This is a genomic window from Pseudarthrobacter sp. NIBRBAC000502772 (assembly GCF_006517235.1).
Taxonomy (GTDB): Bacteria; Actinomycetota; Actinomycetes; order Actinomycetales; family Micrococcaceae; genus Arthrobacter.
Window position 1 is genome coordinate 2,922,771 of sequence record NZ_CP041188.1, and the last position, 16,712, is coordinate 2,939,482.

Consider the following 16,712-nt stretch of genomic DNA (forward strand, 5'->3'; position numbering starts at 1 on the left):
TGGGTTAGGAGGCCTTCCGTGCAGCGGCAAGGGCACCTTCGACGTCGCCCAGGAGTTCCTTCCAGCTGGCCACGAACTTGTCCAGGCCTTCGGATTCGAGGAGGGCGACAACCTCGTTGTAGGAGATGCCCAGCGCGTCCAGCGCGTCCAGCGTGGCGTTGGCCTCGGTGTACGTGCCGGAGACGGTGTCGCCGGTGACGACGCCGTGGTCGAACGTGGCATCCAGGGTCTTCTCCGGCATGGTGTTCACGACGCCGTGCGCGGCCAGTTCGGTCACGTACAGGGTGTCCGGGTAGGCCGGGTCCTTGACGCCGGTGGAGGCCCACAGCGGACGCTGGGGGAGCGCGCCGGCTTCAGCCAGAAGTGCCCAGCGCTCGGTGGCGAAGAGCTCCTCGTAGACCTGGTACGCCAGGCGTGCGTTGGCCACGCCTGCCTTGCCCTTGAGTGCCTTGGCCTCGTCGGTGCCGATGGCGTCAAGGCGCTTGTCGATTTCGGAGTCCACGCGGGACACGAAGAACGACGCGACGGAGTGGATCTTGGACAGGTCGTGGCCGTTGTCCTTGGCCTGCTCAAGGCCGGACTGGAAGGCATTGATGACGGCGCGGTAGCGCTCGAGCGAGAAGATCAGGGTCACGTTGACGCTGATGCCCTCGGCCAGCGTCGCGGTGATCGCTTCGAGGCCTTCAAGGGTTGCCGGGATCTTGATGTGGACGTTGTCCTTGTTGACCTTCTTGTACAGGTGCTTGGCTTCGGCAATGGTGCCGGCCGTGTCCCAGGCAAGGCGCGGGTCAACTTCGATGGACACGCGGCCGTCAACACCGTTGGTGGCTGCTGCCACCGGTGCGAAGAGGTCGCAGGCGTCGGCGACGTCGGTGGTGGTGATTTCGAAGATGGTCTCCTCGACGCTGGCGCCGGCTGCTGCCTGCGCCGCGATGATGGCGTCGTAGTCCGTGCCGGCCGTGATGGCCGCGTGGAAGATCGACGGGTTGGTGGTCACACCAACAACGTTCTTCTCTTCGATCAGCTTCTGCAGCGTGCCGGTCTCAAGGCGGCTGCGGGAAAGGTCATCGAGCCAGATGGATACTCCGGCGTCGGAGAGCTGCTGTGTAGGGGTAGTCATGGTGATATCTCCTAAAATCTGGTTCAGGCCTGCAGGCCAGCGAGGGAGTCCTTGGCAGCGGCGGCGACAGCCACCGCGGTGATGCCGAACTCCTGGAAAAGGCGCTTGTAGTCCGCGGAAGCGCCATAGTGCTCGAGCGAGATGGAACGTCCGGCATCGCCGACGAATTCCCTCCAGCCCAGGGCCAGCCCGGCCTCGACGGAGACCCGGGCCTTGACGGCAGCGGGGAGCACGGACTCGCGGTAAGCGGCGTCCTGCTTGTTGAACCACTCCACGCACGGCATGGAGACAACGCGGGCAGCGATGCCTTCAGCCTGGAGGGCTTCGCGGGCCTGGACGGCCAGCTGGACCTCGGAGCCGGTGCCGATCAGGATCACGTCGGCGGGGACGGTGGCGCCGTCCTTGGAAGCTTCAGCCAGGACGTAGCCGCCCTTGGCGACGCCGGAAACGGAACCGAACGTGTCGCCGTCGGCTTCGCTTTCACCACGGGCATAGGTGGGGATGTTCTGGCGGGTCAGGACAATGCCGGCAGGGTTCTCGTGGTTCTCCAGCATGGTCTTCCATGCCACCGCGACCTCGTTGGCGTCGCCGGGGCGGACCACGTCCAGGCCCACGATGGCGCGTAGGGAAGCGAGCTGTTCCACCGGCTGGTGGGTGGGGCCGTCTTCGCCCAGGCCGATGGAGTCGTGCGTCCAGACATACAGGGACGGAACACCCATCAGGGCGCCGAGCCGGATGGCGGGCCGCTGGTAGTCGCTGAAGATCAGGAACGTGCCTGAGAACGCGCGGGTCCGCCCGTGCAGGGCGATGCCGTTCACGATCGATGCCGCGGCATGCTCGCGGATGCCGAAGTGCAGGACCCGGCCGTAGGGGTTGCCGGACCAGGTATCGGTCTGCTTCGAGGCGGGCACGAACGACGGCGAGCCTTCGATGGTGGTGTTGTTGGACTCGGCGAGGTCGGCGGAGCCGCCCCAGAGTTCCGGCATGACTGGTCCGAGTGCATTCAGGACCTTGCCGGAAGCGGCGCGGGTGGAGACGTCCTTGCCGGCCGGGAAGACCGGAAGCGCGGCGTCCAGGCCGTCGGGCAGTTCGCGGGCCTCGATACGCTGCAGGAGTGCAGAGCCTTCGGGGTTGGCGGCCTGCCAGGCGTTGAACGACTCTTCCCATTCCTTCTTGGCAGCGGCGCCGCGGTCCACGACGGAGCGGGCGTGGGCCAGGACTTCCTGGTCAACGTCGAAGGACTTGGCGGGGTCGAAGCCCAGGACAGACTTCAGGCCGGCGACTTCCTCTGCACCGAGAGCGGAACCGTGGATCTTGCCCGTGTTCTGCTTCTTGGGCGCCGGGTAGCCGATGATGGTGCGCAGCGAGATGATGGAGGGCTTGGACGTCTCGGCCTTGGCGGCGAGCAGTGCGGAGTAAAGCTCCTGGACGTCCTCTTTGTATTCGCCGGTCTTGGTCCAGTCGACGCGCTGCGTGTGCCAGCCGTACGCCTCGTAGCGCTTGAGGACATCCTCGGTGAACGAGATGTCGGTGTCGTCCTCGATGGAGATGTGGTTCTCATCGTAGACAACTACAAGGTTGCCCAGTTCCTGGTGGCCGGCCAGCGAGGACGCCTCGGAGGTGACGCCTTCCTGCAGGTCCCCGTCGGAGGCGATTACCCAGATGGTGTGGTCGAAGGGGCTTTCGCCGGCCGCAGCATCGGCGTCGAACAGGCCGCGCATCCGGCGCTGGGAGTAGGCGAACCCGACCGACGAGGCAAGGCCCTGGCCCAGCGGCCCGGTGGTGATCTCCACACCGGCGGTGTGCTTGTACTCCGGGTGGCCCGGGGTCAGGGAATCCCAGGTGCGAAGTGCCTCAAGGTCCTTCAGTTCCAGGCCGTAGCCCGACAGGAACAGCTGGATGTAAAGGGTCAGCGACGTGTGGCCGGGAGACAGGATGAACCGGTCGCGTCCCAGCCAGTCCGGGTTGCGCGGGTCGTGGCGCATCAGCTTCTGGAAGAGAAGGTAGGCGGCGGGCGCCAGGCTCATGGCCGTGCCCGGGTGGCCGTTACCGACCTTCTCGACGGCATCCGCAGCCAGAACGCGGATAGTGTCCACCGCGCGCTGGTCCAAGCTGGTCCATGACAGTTCTTGCTCTTCCAAATGTGGCACGAAAACCGGGCCCCTCTCTGTGCTGATGGTGGGCGGTACACGGGATCCGTTTCGGGGCACGCTATGGTGCCCGCTGCGGTGTGTACCAGCCGTTCACCATCGAAACGTTGATCTATCATTCAGCAGGGCTATGGGAACGCGTTATCCAACGCTTTTCTGCCGCTTGCTGATCTGGTGACAGCTTAGCTCGATTCCACTCTGCGGTCAGCGCAAATCTCACCTTTTGGACGCAATTTCCCCTTATGTGAATCGCCATTTCGTGAGGTTGAGTTAATCTGCTCGAATCACCCTGCGCGCAATCATCAGGGCCTAATCCGGGGGCATCTGTTACAAATGCGCACGGTATGATATTTGGAGGCCGACGCCGGTAGCCGAGCCCTTTCGGGGCGGCGGCAGACCCGGGGCGTTGCCGGGACCTCTTCTGATGACCATTGGCGGGCTGCCCGGCGAACGGCCGCAAGACACAGCTGCACCGCCAGACAGAACTGCCAACCAGAACGGGTGACTGCCACCGTGAGCACAACAGATACGCCGCTTAATGCTTCCCGCACCCGAGGGGGAGCCGGGTTCGCCCGTAAGGCCAAGGCGTATTTCGCCCTCACCAAGCCGCGTGTCATTGAGTTGCTGCTGGTCAGCACCTTGCCCACCATGATCTACGCCGAGCGCGGCTTCCCGCCGATCGGCCTGATCCTGGCCACGCTGGTCGGCGGCGCGTTTGCCGCCGGCAGTGCCGGTGCCTTCAACTGCTACCTTGACCGCGACATCGACAAACTGATGCACCGGACTGAGAACCGTCCGCTCGTCACCGGCGAGGTGACCCCGCGTGAGGCGCTGGTGTTCTCCTGGCTGCTCGGAGCAGCCGCCATCGTTATTCTCTGGTTCGGCGCCAACCCGCTGGCCGCGTGGCTCGGGTTGGCCGCAATTTTCTTCTATGTAGTCATCTACACCATCATCCTCAAGCGCCGCACCGCACAGAACATTGTGTGGGGTGGAGCTGCGGGCTGCTTCCCGGTGCTGATTGCATGGGCCGCCGTGACCAATACCGTCGAATGGCCGGCCGTCATCCTGTTTATGGTCATATTCCTCTGGACGCCGCCGCACTACTGGCCGCTTTCGATGCGTTACGGCGAGGACTACCGCAACGCCAACGTGCCCATGCTTGGGGCAATTGCCGGCGCCAAGGTGGTTTCCGTCCAAGTGGTCCTCTACGCCTGGGCCATGGTGGCCTGCTCGCTGCTGCTGGTCCCCGCCGGTGGCGCGGGCTGGGTCTACACGGCCACCGCAGTATTGGCGGGTGCATGGTTCCTTTACGAGTCGCACTCCCTCTACAACCGGGCGCAGCGCGAGGACATCTCGGACAAGCGCGCCATGAAGGTCTTCCACGGCTCCATCAGCTACCTGACGCTGCTGTTCATCGCATTGGCCGTGGATCCGTTCGTCGGATCAGCGATCATCGGTTAACAGCACCCCCACCCAACGCTCTCTCAATTCCGAATTGATGTGGTTTTTTTACCGACCCTCTATCAGTACCTGCAGCTCTCTTAGCGACCCTCTCTCACCAACGGTGAAGGAGGGTCGCTTTTGTGTCTCCAAGAGGTAAGGGAAGATCCTACGAACCACCGCAGGGAATGAGAGAGGGTCTGCCCACTTCCTGCATTAAGTGAGAGAGCGTCCTTAAATGCGGGGTGCCACGGTTCATCGGGAACCGTGGCACTCCTGTTGGGCAAAAACAGTGGAGGTTACGTGACCGGGCTCGAGCGGGCGAGGTCGGTGGAGTTTGTTGCCGCGCTCATCAGCAGCGCGGCGCCGAGCATGTGGGCGCCCACCAGCAACGCGGGGATACCGTTGTAGTACTGGGTGAAGCCGATGACGGCCTGCAGCAGGGTCACGGCAAGCAGCAACAGGACGGACGTGCGGAACGGGCCCTGGATGCGGCGGACAATGACCAGCACCAGTGCGAACAGTGTGCCGGCCGTGATTAGGTACGCCGGAACGGCATGGATGTGGGAGAACAGGTCCCAGTCGAGGCCGTTGCGGGGAGCATCGGCGTCACCGGCGTGGGGACCGGAGCCGGTCACCACTACGCCGAGCATTACGGCGAGGGCGGAGAAAAGCCCGACGGCGGCAGTCACCGGACGCATGACGCCCGGCAATGCGGGGAGCCGGACGCCGGCATGGCGGCCCGTCCTGCCGTAGGCCCGGTTGACGAGCAGCGTGGCAATCACCACAAGGGCCATGGACACGAGGAAGTGCAGGCCCACCACCCACGGATTGAGGTTGGTCAGCACGGTGATGCCACCGATCACCGCCTGTGCCGGAATGCTGGCCAGCAGGCCCAGCGCCAGCAGGAAGAGGTCCCGGCGCTCCTTGCGAAGGTTCCACAAGTACACAAGCATGGCCAGCGCAACCGCCGCCAGGGCAAACGTCAGGAGCCGGTTGCCGAATTCGATGAAGCCGTGGATCCCCATTTCGGCAGTGTTAACCAAAGAGGTCTCGGTGCAGCGCGGCCAAGTGGGGCAGCCGAGGCCGGATGCAGTCAGCCGCACCGCGCCGCCGGTCACCACCAGCAGCGTCTGGCCCACCAGGGACGCCACCGCGAGGCGGCGGACACTGGTGTCCACGGTTCGGGGCAGCCTCGCGATAAGGCGGCCGGCGATCTGGGGGAGGCGTGAAGCCGTGCTCACGGATATCTCAATTCCACTTGAACCAACGGATGGCTGCTGCTCCGGCAAGAACCGTCCAGAGCAACAGGATAAGCGCGGCGCCGCCGTTCAACGAGCCGTGCAGGAAAGCTTCGCGCATGGCCTCGCCGAGTGCGCCGGAGGGCAGGTAGTGGACCGCTCCCTGCGCCAGCGCGGGCAGCCGTTCCGCGGGAATGACTATCCCTCCCAAGGCGCCCAGCAGGATCCACAGCAGATTGGTGATGGCCAGGGTTGCCTCGGGCCGGACCGTGCCTGCCACCAGGAGCCCCAGCGCGGTGAACGCCACGGCGCCCAGGGCCAGCAGTGACAGCCCGGGGAGCCAGCCGGAGGCAGGCGGCTGCCAGCCTAACGGAAGCGCCACCAGCGTCACCACTGCCACCTGGAGGCAGAGCACCGCCAGGACCGCCAGCACCTTACCCGCGATGAGGCCTTCGCGGCCCAGGGGTGTGGTGGACAGGAACCGGAGAACCCCGTACCGCCGGTCGAAGCCGGTGGCGATGCCCTGCCCGGTGAAGGCCGTGGACATGGCGCACAATGCCAGGATGCCGGGGACGGCCACATTGATGCGGCTGGCTCCGAAACCGTCCAGGAAAGGAGTGACGGTGAGCCCCACCAGCGCCAGAAGCGGCAGGACGACTGCAAGGATCAGCTGCTCGCCGTTCCGGAGCATCGTCAGTGATTCGTATTTACCCTGCAGCAGGATACGGCGCAGCAGCGTGGCCGGTGCCCCTTGGTCGGGGGTGGCTGCGGGAGCCGTCATCGGATGTCCTTTCCCGAGATGTCCAGGAAGACATCTTCCAGGCTTCGTGCCGCCAGGCTCATGGAACCGGGCATCACGCCGTGGGCTGCCCACCAGGCGGTCAACGACGCGAGATCGCGGGGTGTCAGTGCACCCGAGGCCACGTAGCTTCCGGCCCGTGTTTCAGAGACGGTGATGCCATCGGGCAGCACGCCGGTGAAATCCAGCCCCGGGGGAGCCTCGAACACCAGGGTGCGGACGTGGTCGGTGCCGGCCTCCACAGCCGGGTCCCGCTGCAGCAGCTGGGAAACTGTTCCCTCGGCGACGTTCCTGCCGGCGTCGATGATGTACACGTAGTCCGCCAGCCGCTGGGCGTCGTCCATCAGGTGTGTTGTCAGGATGATGCCCATCCCGGCCGCCCGCAGTTCCGAGATCAGCTCGAAGACCAGTTGCCGGGACTGGGGATCCAGGCCGGCGCTGGGCTCGTCCAGGAAAAGGACTTCCGGATTGCCGATCAGTGCTGCGGCGAGGGCCAGGCGCTGCTTCTGCCCACCGGAGAGTCTGCGCACGCTGGTCCTGGCGAAAGTATCAATGCCGAGCCGTTCCACCAGTTCGTCAACTGAGCGGGGCCGCGCGTACATTCCAGCGATGTGCCGCAGGAGCGGGATGGGACGGGCCGACGGCGGGAGGCCGCCGTCCTGAAGCATCACGCCTACGCGGGACCGCAGGTCAGCGCCCGAACGGCCCGGATCCTGGCCGAGCAGCGAGATGCTGCCGCCGCTGCGCTTCTGCAGGCCCTGGGCGCATTCGATGGTGGTGGTCTTTCCGGCTCCATTGGCGCCCAGGAGGGCCGTGACCTGGCCGCGTTCGGCCATAAGGGATACGCCGTTGACCACCCGGAGCATTTTTCCGTCCAGGCTGGCCAGCGGACCAACATCCTTAATTAACCCGCTGATGGACAGAACCGGGGATTCGGGGGATCGCACCCCAGCATTCTACGCGATGTAGTACTGGCGGCCCCGCAGTGGACCCCGGCCGCAGGTCAGCCTGACCTTACTAGTACGGGGGAGTAAATTACGACATGATTGTGTTGTGTATTCCATGACCAATGCTGCTGCTGTGCCGTTTGCCGGGCACCGAGCGCCGCGTACCGCCGCTGACCGCGGCCACGTGGCCGCTGTGCCGGTGGCGGACTCGGACGAGCGTACACGGGACCGGGTTCTTGGTGCCGTGCTTGAGCACGGCCCCATCAGCGCGGCGGAACTCGGCGACATGCTCGGTTTCACACCAGCCGCGGTCCGGAGGCATCTTGATCATCTGGCCCGCAGCGGGGATATTGAGGTCAAGCGCGTGGCCAAGGCCGGCGCCGGCGCGGGACGTCCCGCTCGCCGCTACGTCCTGAGCTCGCAGGGCCAGTCCACGCTTGGCAACGATTACCTCGACATCGCCACCCTCGCGCTCAAGCAGCTCCAGGCAGTAGCGGGCGACGACGCCGTCCGCGCGTTCGCCGTCGAACGTTTTGCCGACATGGAACGCCGGTACGCACCCGAGGTCGAACAGGCCGGGCCGGACATCACCGCCAGGGCGCAGGCACTGTCCGCGGCGCTGAGCCGGGATGGCTTCGTGGCGTCGGCCGCCTCGATCGAGGCCAAGGCCCCGCTGCCGGCAGCACTCTCCAGCGTCCAGCTGTGCCAGGGGCATTGCCCCATCCAGCAGCTCGCCGCCCAGTTCCCTGTCTTCTGCGATGTGGAGACCGATGTGTTCTCCCGGCTGGTAGGCGTTGACGTGCGCCGCCTCTCCACGCTGGCTCGCGGTGGACACGTCTGCACCACCCATATACCCACAGGCCGGCTGGCTGCAGGGGGACCCCGCGTCCCGCAGGCAGCCCCCGCCAGCCTGGATGAAGTAACCAACCATCAGCAAGAAAGGCCGTGATGACGGACCAACTATCAGAGAAAGCGGTAGCCGAAGACACTGTGATCTCGGAGATTCTGCAAAAGAATCCCGAGCTCCACGGCATCGGCACGTACGAGTACGGCTGGTCCGACAAGAACGACGCCGGCGCCAACGCCCGCCGCGGCATTAATGAAGAAGTCGTCCGCGACATCTCGGCCAAGAAGAGCGAGCCCCAATGGATGCTCGATCTCCGGCTCAAGGGCCTGAAGTACTTCGACCGCAAGCCCATGCCTACCTGGGGTGCAGACCTCTCCGGCATCGACTTCGACAACATCAAGTACTTCGTGCGGTCCACCGAGAAGCAGGCCACCAGCTGGGAGGACCTGCCCGATGACATTAAGAACACGTACGACAAGCTCGGCATCCCCGAGGCCGAAAAGCAGCGCCTGGTTTCCGGCGTCGCCGCCCAGTACGAGTCCGAGGTTGTCTACCACCAGCTGCGTGAGGACCTTGAAAAGCAGGGCGTCATCTTCCTGGACACCGACACCGCGCTGCGCGAACACCCGGAGATCTTCCAGGAATACTTCGGCACCATCATTCCCGTGGGCGACAACAAGTTCGCGTCGCTGAACACGGCCGTCTGGTCCGGCGGTTCCTTTGTGTACGTCCCCAAGGGCGTCCACGTGGACATCCCGCTGCAGGCATACTTCCGCATCAACACGGAAAACATGGGCCAGTTCGAGCGCACCCTGATCATCGCCGACGAGGACTCCTACGTCCACTACATCGAAGGCTGCACCGCGCCGATCTACACCTCGGACTCGCTGCACTCCGCCGTGGTGGAAATCATCGTCAAAAAGGGCGCCCGCGTCCGCTACACCACCATCCAGAACTGGTCCACCAACGTGTACAACCTGGTGACCAAGCGTGCCATCTGCGAAGAAGGCGCCACCATGGAATGGGTTGACGGCAACATCGGCTCCAAGGTCACCATGAAGTACCCGGCTGTTTACCTGGTAGGCGAGCACGCCAAGGGCGAGACCCTGTCCATCGCCTTCGCCGGCGCCGGCCAGCACCAGGACACCGGCTCGAAGATGGTTCACATCGCGCCGAACACCAAGAGCTCCATCATCTCCAAGTCCGTGGCCCGTGGCGGCGGGCGTGCTGCGTACCGCGGCCTCGTCCAGGTCCGTGAAGGAGCCAAGCACTCGGCAAACACCGTCCGCTGCGACGCGCTGCTGGTGGACACCATCAGCCGCTCGGACACCTACCCGTACATCGACATCCGTGAGGATGACGTGGTGATGGGCCATGAAGCAACTGTTTCCCGGGTCAGCGAAGAGCAGCTCTTCTATCTGATGTCCCGCGGCATGCGCGAAGACGAGGCCATGGCGATGATCGTCCGTGGCTTCATCGAGCCCATCGCCCGCGAACTCCCGATGGAGTACGCACTTGAGCTGAACCGCCTGATTGAACTGCAGATGGAAGGGTCCGTCGGATAACGATGACTGAAATCACTACTGAAAAGGCCCGCATCGGCGCGCCCTCGGCCCAGCCGTTTATTAACGGTTTCACGGAAGAGGGCGAAAGCCTGTCTCCGATCAACGCGAACGGTTCCAAGGCCCCGCTGGCCGGCGAAGCGGTCAAGCGCCACTCACACGGCGGCGGCGTCGGCATTCCGGACAGCTCACGCGCCGGCCGGCTGACCTCGTACAACCTGGCGGACTTCAAGCCGCTCACCGGGCTTGAGGAAGACTGGCGCTTTACCCCCCTCAAGCGCCTGCGTGGGCTGCACAGCGAGGTCCTGGCGGGAGCGGCTCCCACCGTCACCGTCAGCGGCCCGGAGCAGGTCACGGTTGAGTCCGTGGCACGCGGCGACAAGCGCATCGGTTCCGCCGGCATCCCGGAGGACCGCGTGTCCGCCAACGCCTGGGAGAACTTCAGCGAAGCCACCGTCCTCACCATCCCGGCCGAGTTTGAAGCCGACACCGAGGTCACCGTCGTGATCGAAGGCACCTCCACGGAGGCAGCCGCCCAGCACCTGGTGATCGTGGCGGAGAGGTTCTCCAAGGCCACTGTGGTCCTGAACCACCAGGGCTCGGCCGTGGTGTCCGAAAACATCGAAATCGTTGTTGAAGACGGCGCCAACCTCACGGTTGTCTCGCTCCAGGAATGGAACGACGACGCCGTCCACGCCTCCTCCCAGCAGGCAAAGATCGGCCGCGACGCCAAGTTCAAGCACGTGGTGGTCAGCCTCGGCGGGGACCTGGTCCGCGTCACGCCGTCGACCCGTTTTACCGCCCCCGGCGGCGAAGCGGAAATGTTCGGCCTTTACTTCGCCGACGCCGGCCAGCACCTGGAGCAGCGGCTCTTTGTTGACCATGCGGTGGCGAACTGCACCTCCAACGTGCTCTACAAGGGCGCGCTGCAGGGCCGTAACGCCCACGCTGTGTGGGTAGGCGACGTCCTGATCCGCAAGGAAGCCGAAGGCACCGACAGCTACGAGGCCAACCGCAACCTGCTGCTCACGGACGGCGCCCGCGCCGACTCCGTGCCGAACCTCGAGATCGAGACCGGCCTGATCAAGGGTGCCGGCCACGCCAGCGCCACCGGCCGGCTGGACGACGAGCACCTGTTCTACCTCATGGCCCGCGGCATTCCCGAGGATGCTGCCCGCCGCCTGGTGGTCCGTGGCTTCCTGCACGAGATCATCCAGCAGATTAAGGTACCGGCCCTCGAAGAGCGGCTCACCGAGGCTGTTGAGCGCGAACTCGCCGTGACGAACAACTAGACGGCGCGGAAAACAGATGACTGACCAGCCAAAGGGCGAATTTGTCTGCAAGACGGATGAAATCCAGCTCAAGCAGGCGCTCCGGATCCTGATCGATGACTACCCCGTAGCCATCGTGAAGGACTCCATGGGAGACATCCACGCCATCGGGGACACCTGCTCGCACGCGGACATCTCACTGTCCGAGGGCGAAGTGGAGGGCTGCATGATCGAATGCTGGGGCCACGGCTCCCAGTTCGACCTGCGCAGCGGTGAGCCGCTCCAGCTCCCCGCCTACGATCCCGTCCCGGTGTTCGCCGTCGAGATCGTCGGCGACGAGGTCTACGTGGACTTCACGAACGTGCTCAACGGAGCGGAAGTCCCGAACTTCAGCTAGCAGCATCAACCGGACAGATCAGCCGCGAGCGGCAATACCAAGCAACAGAACCAAACTTCCAGATACAGACCGCACCACCGCCGGAGGGCGCGGTGCAGAGGAGAACAAGACCTATGTCTACTCTTGAGATCAAGGACCTGCACGTCAGCATTGACACGGAGCAGGGCACCAAGGAGATCCTGAAGGGCGTCAGCCTGACCATCAAGACCGGTCAGACCCACGCCATCATGGGCCCCAACGGTTCGGGCAAGTCCACCCTGGCCTCCACCATTGCCGGGCACCCGCGCTACAAGGTCACCAGCGGAACCATCACGCTCGACGGCGAAGATGTCCTCGCGATGACCGTTGACCAGCGGGCCCGCGCCGGCCTCTTCCTGGCCATGCAGTACCCCGTGGAGGTCCCCGGTGTCAGCATGACCAACTTCCTGCGCACCGCCAAGACCGCCATCGACGGCGAAGCACCCAAGCTGCGTACCTGGACCAAGGACGTCAAGGCGGCCATGGCCCAGCTGCGCATCGATGCAGACTTCGCCGAGCGCAACGTCAACGAAGGCTTCTCCGGCGGCGAGAAGAAGCGCGTCGAGATCCTCCAGCTGGAACTCTTCAAGCCGAAGTTCGCCATCCTGGACGAGACCGACTCCGGGCTGGACGTTGACGCCCTGAAGGTTGTCTCCGAAGGCGTCAACCGTGCACAGGAGGCGGGCAACATGGGCACGCTGCTCATCACGCACTACACCCGCATCCTGCGCTACATCAAGCCTGACTTCGTCCACGTCTTCGTCGACGGCCAGGTTGTCGAAGAAGGCGGCCCGGAACTGGCTGACCGTCTCGAAGACGAAGGCTACGACCGTTACGCCACGGGCGCCGGCGCAGCCACCATCGCCGCTGCCGCACAGGCCTAGATAGGACTTGCCATGACCGAAATCAATGCGGCCCGCACGGGCCTCGAAGATGTCGAAGAGGCACTCAAGGACGTCATCGACCCGGAACTCGGTGTCAACATCGTGGACCTCGGGCTGCTGTACGGCCTGAAGTACTCCGACGACGACGGCGCGCTGCTGATCGACATGACGCTCACCACGGCCGCCTGCCCGCTCACCGATGTTATCGAGGAGCAGGTAGGCAAGTCGCTTGACGGCGTCGTTGACGACTGGCGCCTGAACTGGGTGTGGATGCCGCCGTGGGGTCCGGAGCGGATCACCGATGACGGCAAGGACCAGATGCGGGCCCTCGGCTTCAACATCTAAGTTTTCACCGCTTAAAGCACGACGACGGCCGGTCACCTCCCCAGCGGAGGTAGCCGGCCGTCGTCGTACTTGTCTAATTGGTGCTGCCGCCGGCCGCGGATCCTGTCAGAGGGTGGCCGCCGAGAATGTGTCGCACTGGTTGATGTCGCCGGTCTGGTAGCCGGTGTAGAACCATTTCTGCCGCTGTTCGCTGGATCCGTGCGTCCAGGCCTCGGGCGAGACCTGTCCGGTGGCGGCTTCCTGGATCCGGTCATCGCCCACCGCTGACGCTGCGGACAGGGCATCGTTCAGGTCCTGCTGGGTGATCGGTTCCAGGAACGGCTGGCCGTCGGGTCCGGGCTGGGTTGAGGCGTGCTTTACCCAGAGGCCGGCATAGCAGTCGGCCTGTAGTTCCACGCGGACGGCACCGGACTCGGGCCCCTGCGGGTCCTGCTGCGCGCGGTCGATGTACCCCAGCACATTCTGGATGTGGTGGCCGAATTCGTGCGCCACCACGTACTCCTGCGCCAGGGGACCTCCCGAGGATCCGAAACGGTCCACGAGATCCTGGAAGAACCCGGGATCGAAGTAGGCGGTGCTGTCAGCCGGGCAGTAGAAGGGGCCCACCGCGCTGGAAGCCGTCCCGCACGCGCTGTTGACGGCCTGGTCGAAGATCACGGTCTCCGGCTGCGGGTACTGCACGTTGTATCGCTGGAGATACGCGGGCCAGAACGCGTTCAGGCTGTTCACCGTGCCGGTGATCCGGCAGTCCAGCCGCGCGTCGGCGTCGGCCCCTGTGGTGCAGGCCGGGGCCGTGCCCTGGTTCTGATCCGCCGTGCCCGACCCGCCGGTCAGGCCTTCGAGCAAGGCGGGGTTGACGCCGAGGAGCACGGCTATCAGCAGGACGATTCCGCCACCGATGCCGCCGCCGACTTTGGCCCCACGGCCCATGCCACGCCGGTCCTGGACCTGGGAAGGGTCCAGCTGCACGTTGTCATTGAAGCTCATGAAGTCACAATAGCCGTTAGCGGCACCACCGAAGCGGAGTCCGGCCGGTAAAGTTGGGTCGATGCCTTTTCTCGACAAAATCCAGCGCTGGGCCGAAGAACGCCCCCATGACACCGCCGTCGTGGTGGCGGGCCGGCGCCTGCGCTGGGCTGAACTCCGGGACGCCGCCGCCGCCGCCCTTCCCGAGACAGCAGCCGTCACCGTGCTTGCCGAGGCCAACTCCGTGGACTTCGCCGCAAGGTTCGCCGCAGCCGTTGCCGGCCAGCGGCAATGCGCTGTCCTGGACCCGACCTGGCCGGAGTCCCTGCACCAGGAGATCGTTCAACGGCTGGCGGAGTCGGCCAAGCCCGGGACGGTTTCCGCAGCGGATGCCTTGGCGGACGGGCCGCCGGACTCGACGTTCCTGATCGGACTCACCTCCGGCACCACGTCAGTGCCCAAGGCGTTTACCCGGTCCAGGCAGTCCTGGCGGCAGTCCTTTGACGCGTCCGTGGCGTTCTTCGGCCTCGCCCAGGACGACGTCACGCTCGCGCCCGGGCCCTTGGCCGCCAGCCTTAACCTCTATGCCCTGGCTGAGTGCCTCTACGCCGGCTCTGAATTCCAGACGCTGGAGAGTTTCGACGTCGGTGATGTCCACGCCGCCATCACGCACGACGGCGTGACCCGGCTCATCCTCGTGCCCACCATGCTGCGGCTGCTCAGTGAGCGCGGCCTGACCGGCGGCGTGGACGCCTCCGGCATCCGTACCATCATCTGCGCCGGCTCGAAGCTGGACGCACGCACCCTCGAAGCGGCACGGCGCTGGGCGCCGAACGCCACCATCTTCGAGTACTACGGCGCGTCCGAACTGAGCTTTGTCTCCGGTGTGGGGCTGGCGGCGGGGGAGCTCCTGGACGCCGGGGGAACAGGCATCGGACACCCGTTCCCTGGCGTGGACGTCAGAATCCTGGACGATGAGGGTTCCGAACTGCAGGACGGCGAAGCCGGCAATATCTGTGTCCGCAGCGGCATGGTCAGCAACGGCTACCTATGGGGCGACGACGGCCAGGCGCTGCGCTCCTTCAACGGCTGGTTCACGGTGGGGGACCAGGGCTACCTCGCCGACGGCGAACTGCACATCCTGGGCCGGCGCGCCGACATGATCCTGACCTCGGGAAAAAACGTCTATCCGCACGAAGTGGAACTCGCCCTGGCGGCCGTGCCGGGGGTGGCTGCTGCGGTGGCCGCCGGAATACCCGACGATCTCCGCGGCCAACGGGTGGTCGCCGGCGTCGTTCCTTCCCATGGCGGCGTCACGGCCACGCAGCTGAAGGCCGGACTCGAAAACATCCTGCCGCGGGACAAGCGGCCCCACCAGTACTTCGCACTCTCCGAACTCCCCACCACGGACCGTGGCAAGGTCAGCCGGAACACTCTCCTCGACTGGATCGGCTCCCAGGACCCCAGGGCGCGGCACCTTGACCGCTGACCTGCGGCCCCATGGCATGCCGCCCGGCGACGTGCTGCCGCCGGACCGGCAGCCCGTGATCATCGCGGCGCGGCGTACCGCGGTCCGGCGTGCCAACGGCGCGCTGAAGGAACTGCGTGCGCACCAGCTTCTCGCACCGGTCCTGGTCGACCTCCTGGCAGACGCCCACGTGCCGGCCGAAGAAGTCACGGATGTGGTGATCGGCAACGCCGTGGGCGGCGGCGGCAACGTGGCCCGCCTGGCCCTGCTCGAGGCGGGCCTGCCGGTCGGTGTGCCGGGACTGACCGTTGACCGCCAGTGCGGGTCAGGCCTGGATGCCATCGTTCTGGCCGCCCGGCTGGTTGCCGCCGGCGGCAACACCGTGTATCTGGCCGGGGGAGTGGAGAGCATCAGCACGGCACCGCTGCGGGCCCACCGGAACGACGGCGGCGAGCCTGACTTTTTTGCCCGGGCCCAGTTTGTGCCGCACAGCTTCGGCGACCCGGATATGGGGGTTGCCGCAGAGAATGTAGCGGCCCGGTTCGCGGTCAGCCGGGAGCGGCAGGATGCCTCCGCGCTGCGCAGCCACCAGCGGGCGCTGGCCGCGGCTAAAGCAGGCTTCTTTGCCGGCGAGATCACCACCCTGGAGACGTCCGCTGGACCCATCAGTGCCGACGACGGCCCCCGCACCGGCCTGTCCGCCGCCGTTCTCAAGCGGTTCCCGCCCGCCTTTGTGCCAGGGGCACTGTCACCGCCGGGAACTCATGCTTCGACGCGGACGCCGCTTCCGCCGTCGTCGTTACTTCATTGCAGCGGGCACGGGAACTCGGAGCCACAGACGGGCTCCTGGTGCTGGCCACGGACACTGCCGGCGTGGACCCCGAGCTGCTGGGGATCGGCGCAGCGGTTGCCGGTGAGCGGCTCCTGCAGGCGAGGGGGCTGTCGGCTGCCAGCGTGGATCTGGTGGAATTCAACGAAGCCTTCGCGTCCCAGACCCTGGCCTGCCTGGACCAGTTGGGCATTGATCCGGACCGGGTCAACCTCGACGGCGGGGCGCTGGCATTGGGCCACGCCTACGGGGCGTCCGGGGCGGTGCTGGTGACCCGGCTTCTCGCCCAGGCCCGCCGTACCGCGAATCATGGATCGTTGGCGCTGGCCCTGATCAGTATTGCCGGCGGCATGGGCACGGCGGCGCTGCTGCGTTATGAGTTGCTGGCCGGAAACCACCTAGACTCCTAAGCCGCACACGACGGACCA

Annotated in this window: 14 protein-coding genes and 1 pseudogene; 9 read left to right on the forward strand and 6 right to left on the reverse strand. The window is 65.5% G+C overall.

Annotated elements, in window-relative coordinates:
- Nucleotides 1–4: 4 nt before the first annotated feature.
- Nucleotides 5–1,120, reverse strand: a complete 1,116-nt coding sequence (tal, locus tag NIBR502772_RS13400; RefSeq protein WP_141140580.1) for a transaldolase — start codon at nt 1,118–1,120, stop codon at nt 5–7.
- 23 nt (nt 1,121–1,143) lie between these two features.
- A complete protein-coding gene (gene tkt, locus NIBR502772_RS13405) occupies nt 1,144–3,261 on the reverse strand; it encodes a transketolase (RefSeq protein ID WP_058932515.1) in 2,118 nt (705 codons plus the stop codon).
- 510 nt (nt 3,262–3,771) lie between these two features.
- Here tkt and NIBR502772_RS13410 point away from each other — a divergent pair.
- On the forward strand, nt 3,772–4,731 hold the full coding sequence (locus NIBR502772_RS13410) for a heme o synthase (protein ID WP_056339805.1): 960 nt from the start codon (nt 3,772–3,774) through the stop codon (nt 4,729–4,731).
- Nucleotides 4,732–5,009: 278 nt separating this feature from the next.
- Here NIBR502772_RS13410 and NIBR502772_RS13415 read toward each other — a convergent pair whose 3' ends face one another.
- The 3 genes from NIBR502772_RS13415 to NIBR502772_RS13425 are packed head-to-tail and all read right to left on the reverse strand — an operon-like array spanning nt 5,010 to nt 7,697.
- Nucleotides 5,010–5,954 (reverse strand): heme A synthase, encoded by a 945-nt coding sequence (locus tag NIBR502772_RS13415; RefSeq protein WP_141140581.1) that lies wholly within the window; start codon nt 5,952–5,954, stop codon nt 5,010–5,012.
- A 7-nt stretch (nt 5,955–5,961) separates the two neighbouring features.
- Entirely contained in the window at nt 5,962–6,732 is a 771-nt protein-coding gene (locus NIBR502772_RS13420) for an ABC transporter permease (protein ID WP_141140582.1), read from the reverse strand.
- Nucleotides 6,729–7,697 carry an ABC transporter ATP-binding protein gene (locus NIBR502772_RS13425; protein ID WP_141140583.1) on the reverse strand — a complete coding sequence of 323 codons (969 nt, stop codon included), beginning with the start codon at nt 7,695–7,697 and terminating at the stop codon, nt 6,729–6,731. The genes NIBR502772_RS13420 and NIBR502772_RS13425 overlap by 4 nt, the downstream gene beginning before the upstream one ends.
- Before the next feature lie 106 nt (nt 7,698–7,803).
- Between NIBR502772_RS13425 and NIBR502772_RS13430 the strand changes: the two genes are divergently transcribed.
- From NIBR502772_RS13430 to NIBR502772_RS13455, 6 genes are all read left to right on the forward strand, one after another.
- Nucleotides 7,804–8,646 carry a metalloregulator ArsR/SmtB family transcription factor gene (locus NIBR502772_RS13430; protein ID WP_246848521.1) on the forward strand — a complete coding sequence of 281 codons (843 nt, stop codon included), beginning with the start codon at nt 7,804–7,806 and terminating at the stop codon, nt 8,644–8,646.
- Nucleotides 8,646–10,109 carry a Fe-S cluster assembly protein SufB gene (gene sufB / locus NIBR502772_RS13435; protein WP_141140584.1) on the forward strand — a complete coding sequence of 488 codons (1,464 nt, stop codon included), beginning with the start codon at nt 8,646–8,648 and terminating at the stop codon, nt 10,107–10,109. The genes NIBR502772_RS13430 and sufB overlap by 1 nt, the downstream gene beginning before the upstream one ends.
- A 2-nt stretch (nt 10,110–10,111) precedes the next feature.
- Nucleotides 10,112–11,398 (forward strand): Fe-S cluster assembly protein SufD, encoded by a 1,287-nt coding sequence (sufD, locus tag NIBR502772_RS13440; RefSeq protein ID WP_141140585.1) that lies wholly within the window; start codon nt 10,112–10,114, stop codon nt 11,396–11,398.
- A gap of 16 nt (nt 11,399–11,414) precedes the next feature.
- The gene (locus tag NIBR502772_RS13445; protein ID WP_141140586.1) at nt 11,415–11,774 is read left to right on the forward strand and encodes a non-heme iron oxygenase ferredoxin subunit; all 360 of its coding nucleotides are present in this window, start codon (nt 11,415–11,417) and stop codon (nt 11,772–11,774) included.
- Between the two features lie 113 nt (nt 11,775–11,887).
- Complete coding sequence (sufC, locus tag NIBR502772_RS13450; RefSeq protein ID WP_141140587.1) at nt 11,888–12,676, forward strand: Fe-S cluster assembly ATPase SufC; 789 nt, start codon at nt 11,888–11,890, stop codon at nt 12,674–12,676.
- 12 nt (nt 12,677–12,688) lie between these two features.
- On the forward strand, nt 12,689–13,021 hold the full coding sequence (locus NIBR502772_RS13455) for a metal-sulfur cluster assembly factor (RefSeq protein ID WP_056339832.1): 333 nt from the start codon (nt 12,689–12,691) through the stop codon (nt 13,019–13,021).
- Between the two features lie 105 nt (nt 13,022–13,126).
- On the opposite strand, the gene NIBR502772_RS13460 is transcribed toward NIBR502772_RS13455, so the two are convergent.
- A complete protein-coding gene (locus NIBR502772_RS13460; RefSeq protein WP_141140588.1) occupies nt 13,127–14,008 on the reverse strand; it encodes a neutral zinc metallopeptidase in 882 nt (293 codons plus the stop codon).
- 61 nt (nt 14,009–14,069) lie between these two features.
- Here NIBR502772_RS13460 and NIBR502772_RS13465 point away from each other — a divergent pair, with 61 nt between their 5' ends.
- Both NIBR502772_RS13465 and NIBR502772_RS13470 read left to right on the forward strand, forming a co-directional pair.
- Complete coding sequence (locus NIBR502772_RS13465; protein ID WP_141140589.1) at nt 14,070–15,476, forward strand: class I adenylate-forming enzyme family protein; 1,407 nt, start codon at nt 14,070–14,072, stop codon at nt 15,474–15,476.
- Nucleotides 15,477–15,492: 16 nt separating this feature from the next.
- Nucleotides 15,493–16,694 (forward strand): annotated as a pseudogene (locus tag NIBR502772_RS13470) (thiolase family protein).
- The last annotated feature ends 18 nt before the right edge of the window (nt 16,695–16,712 follow it).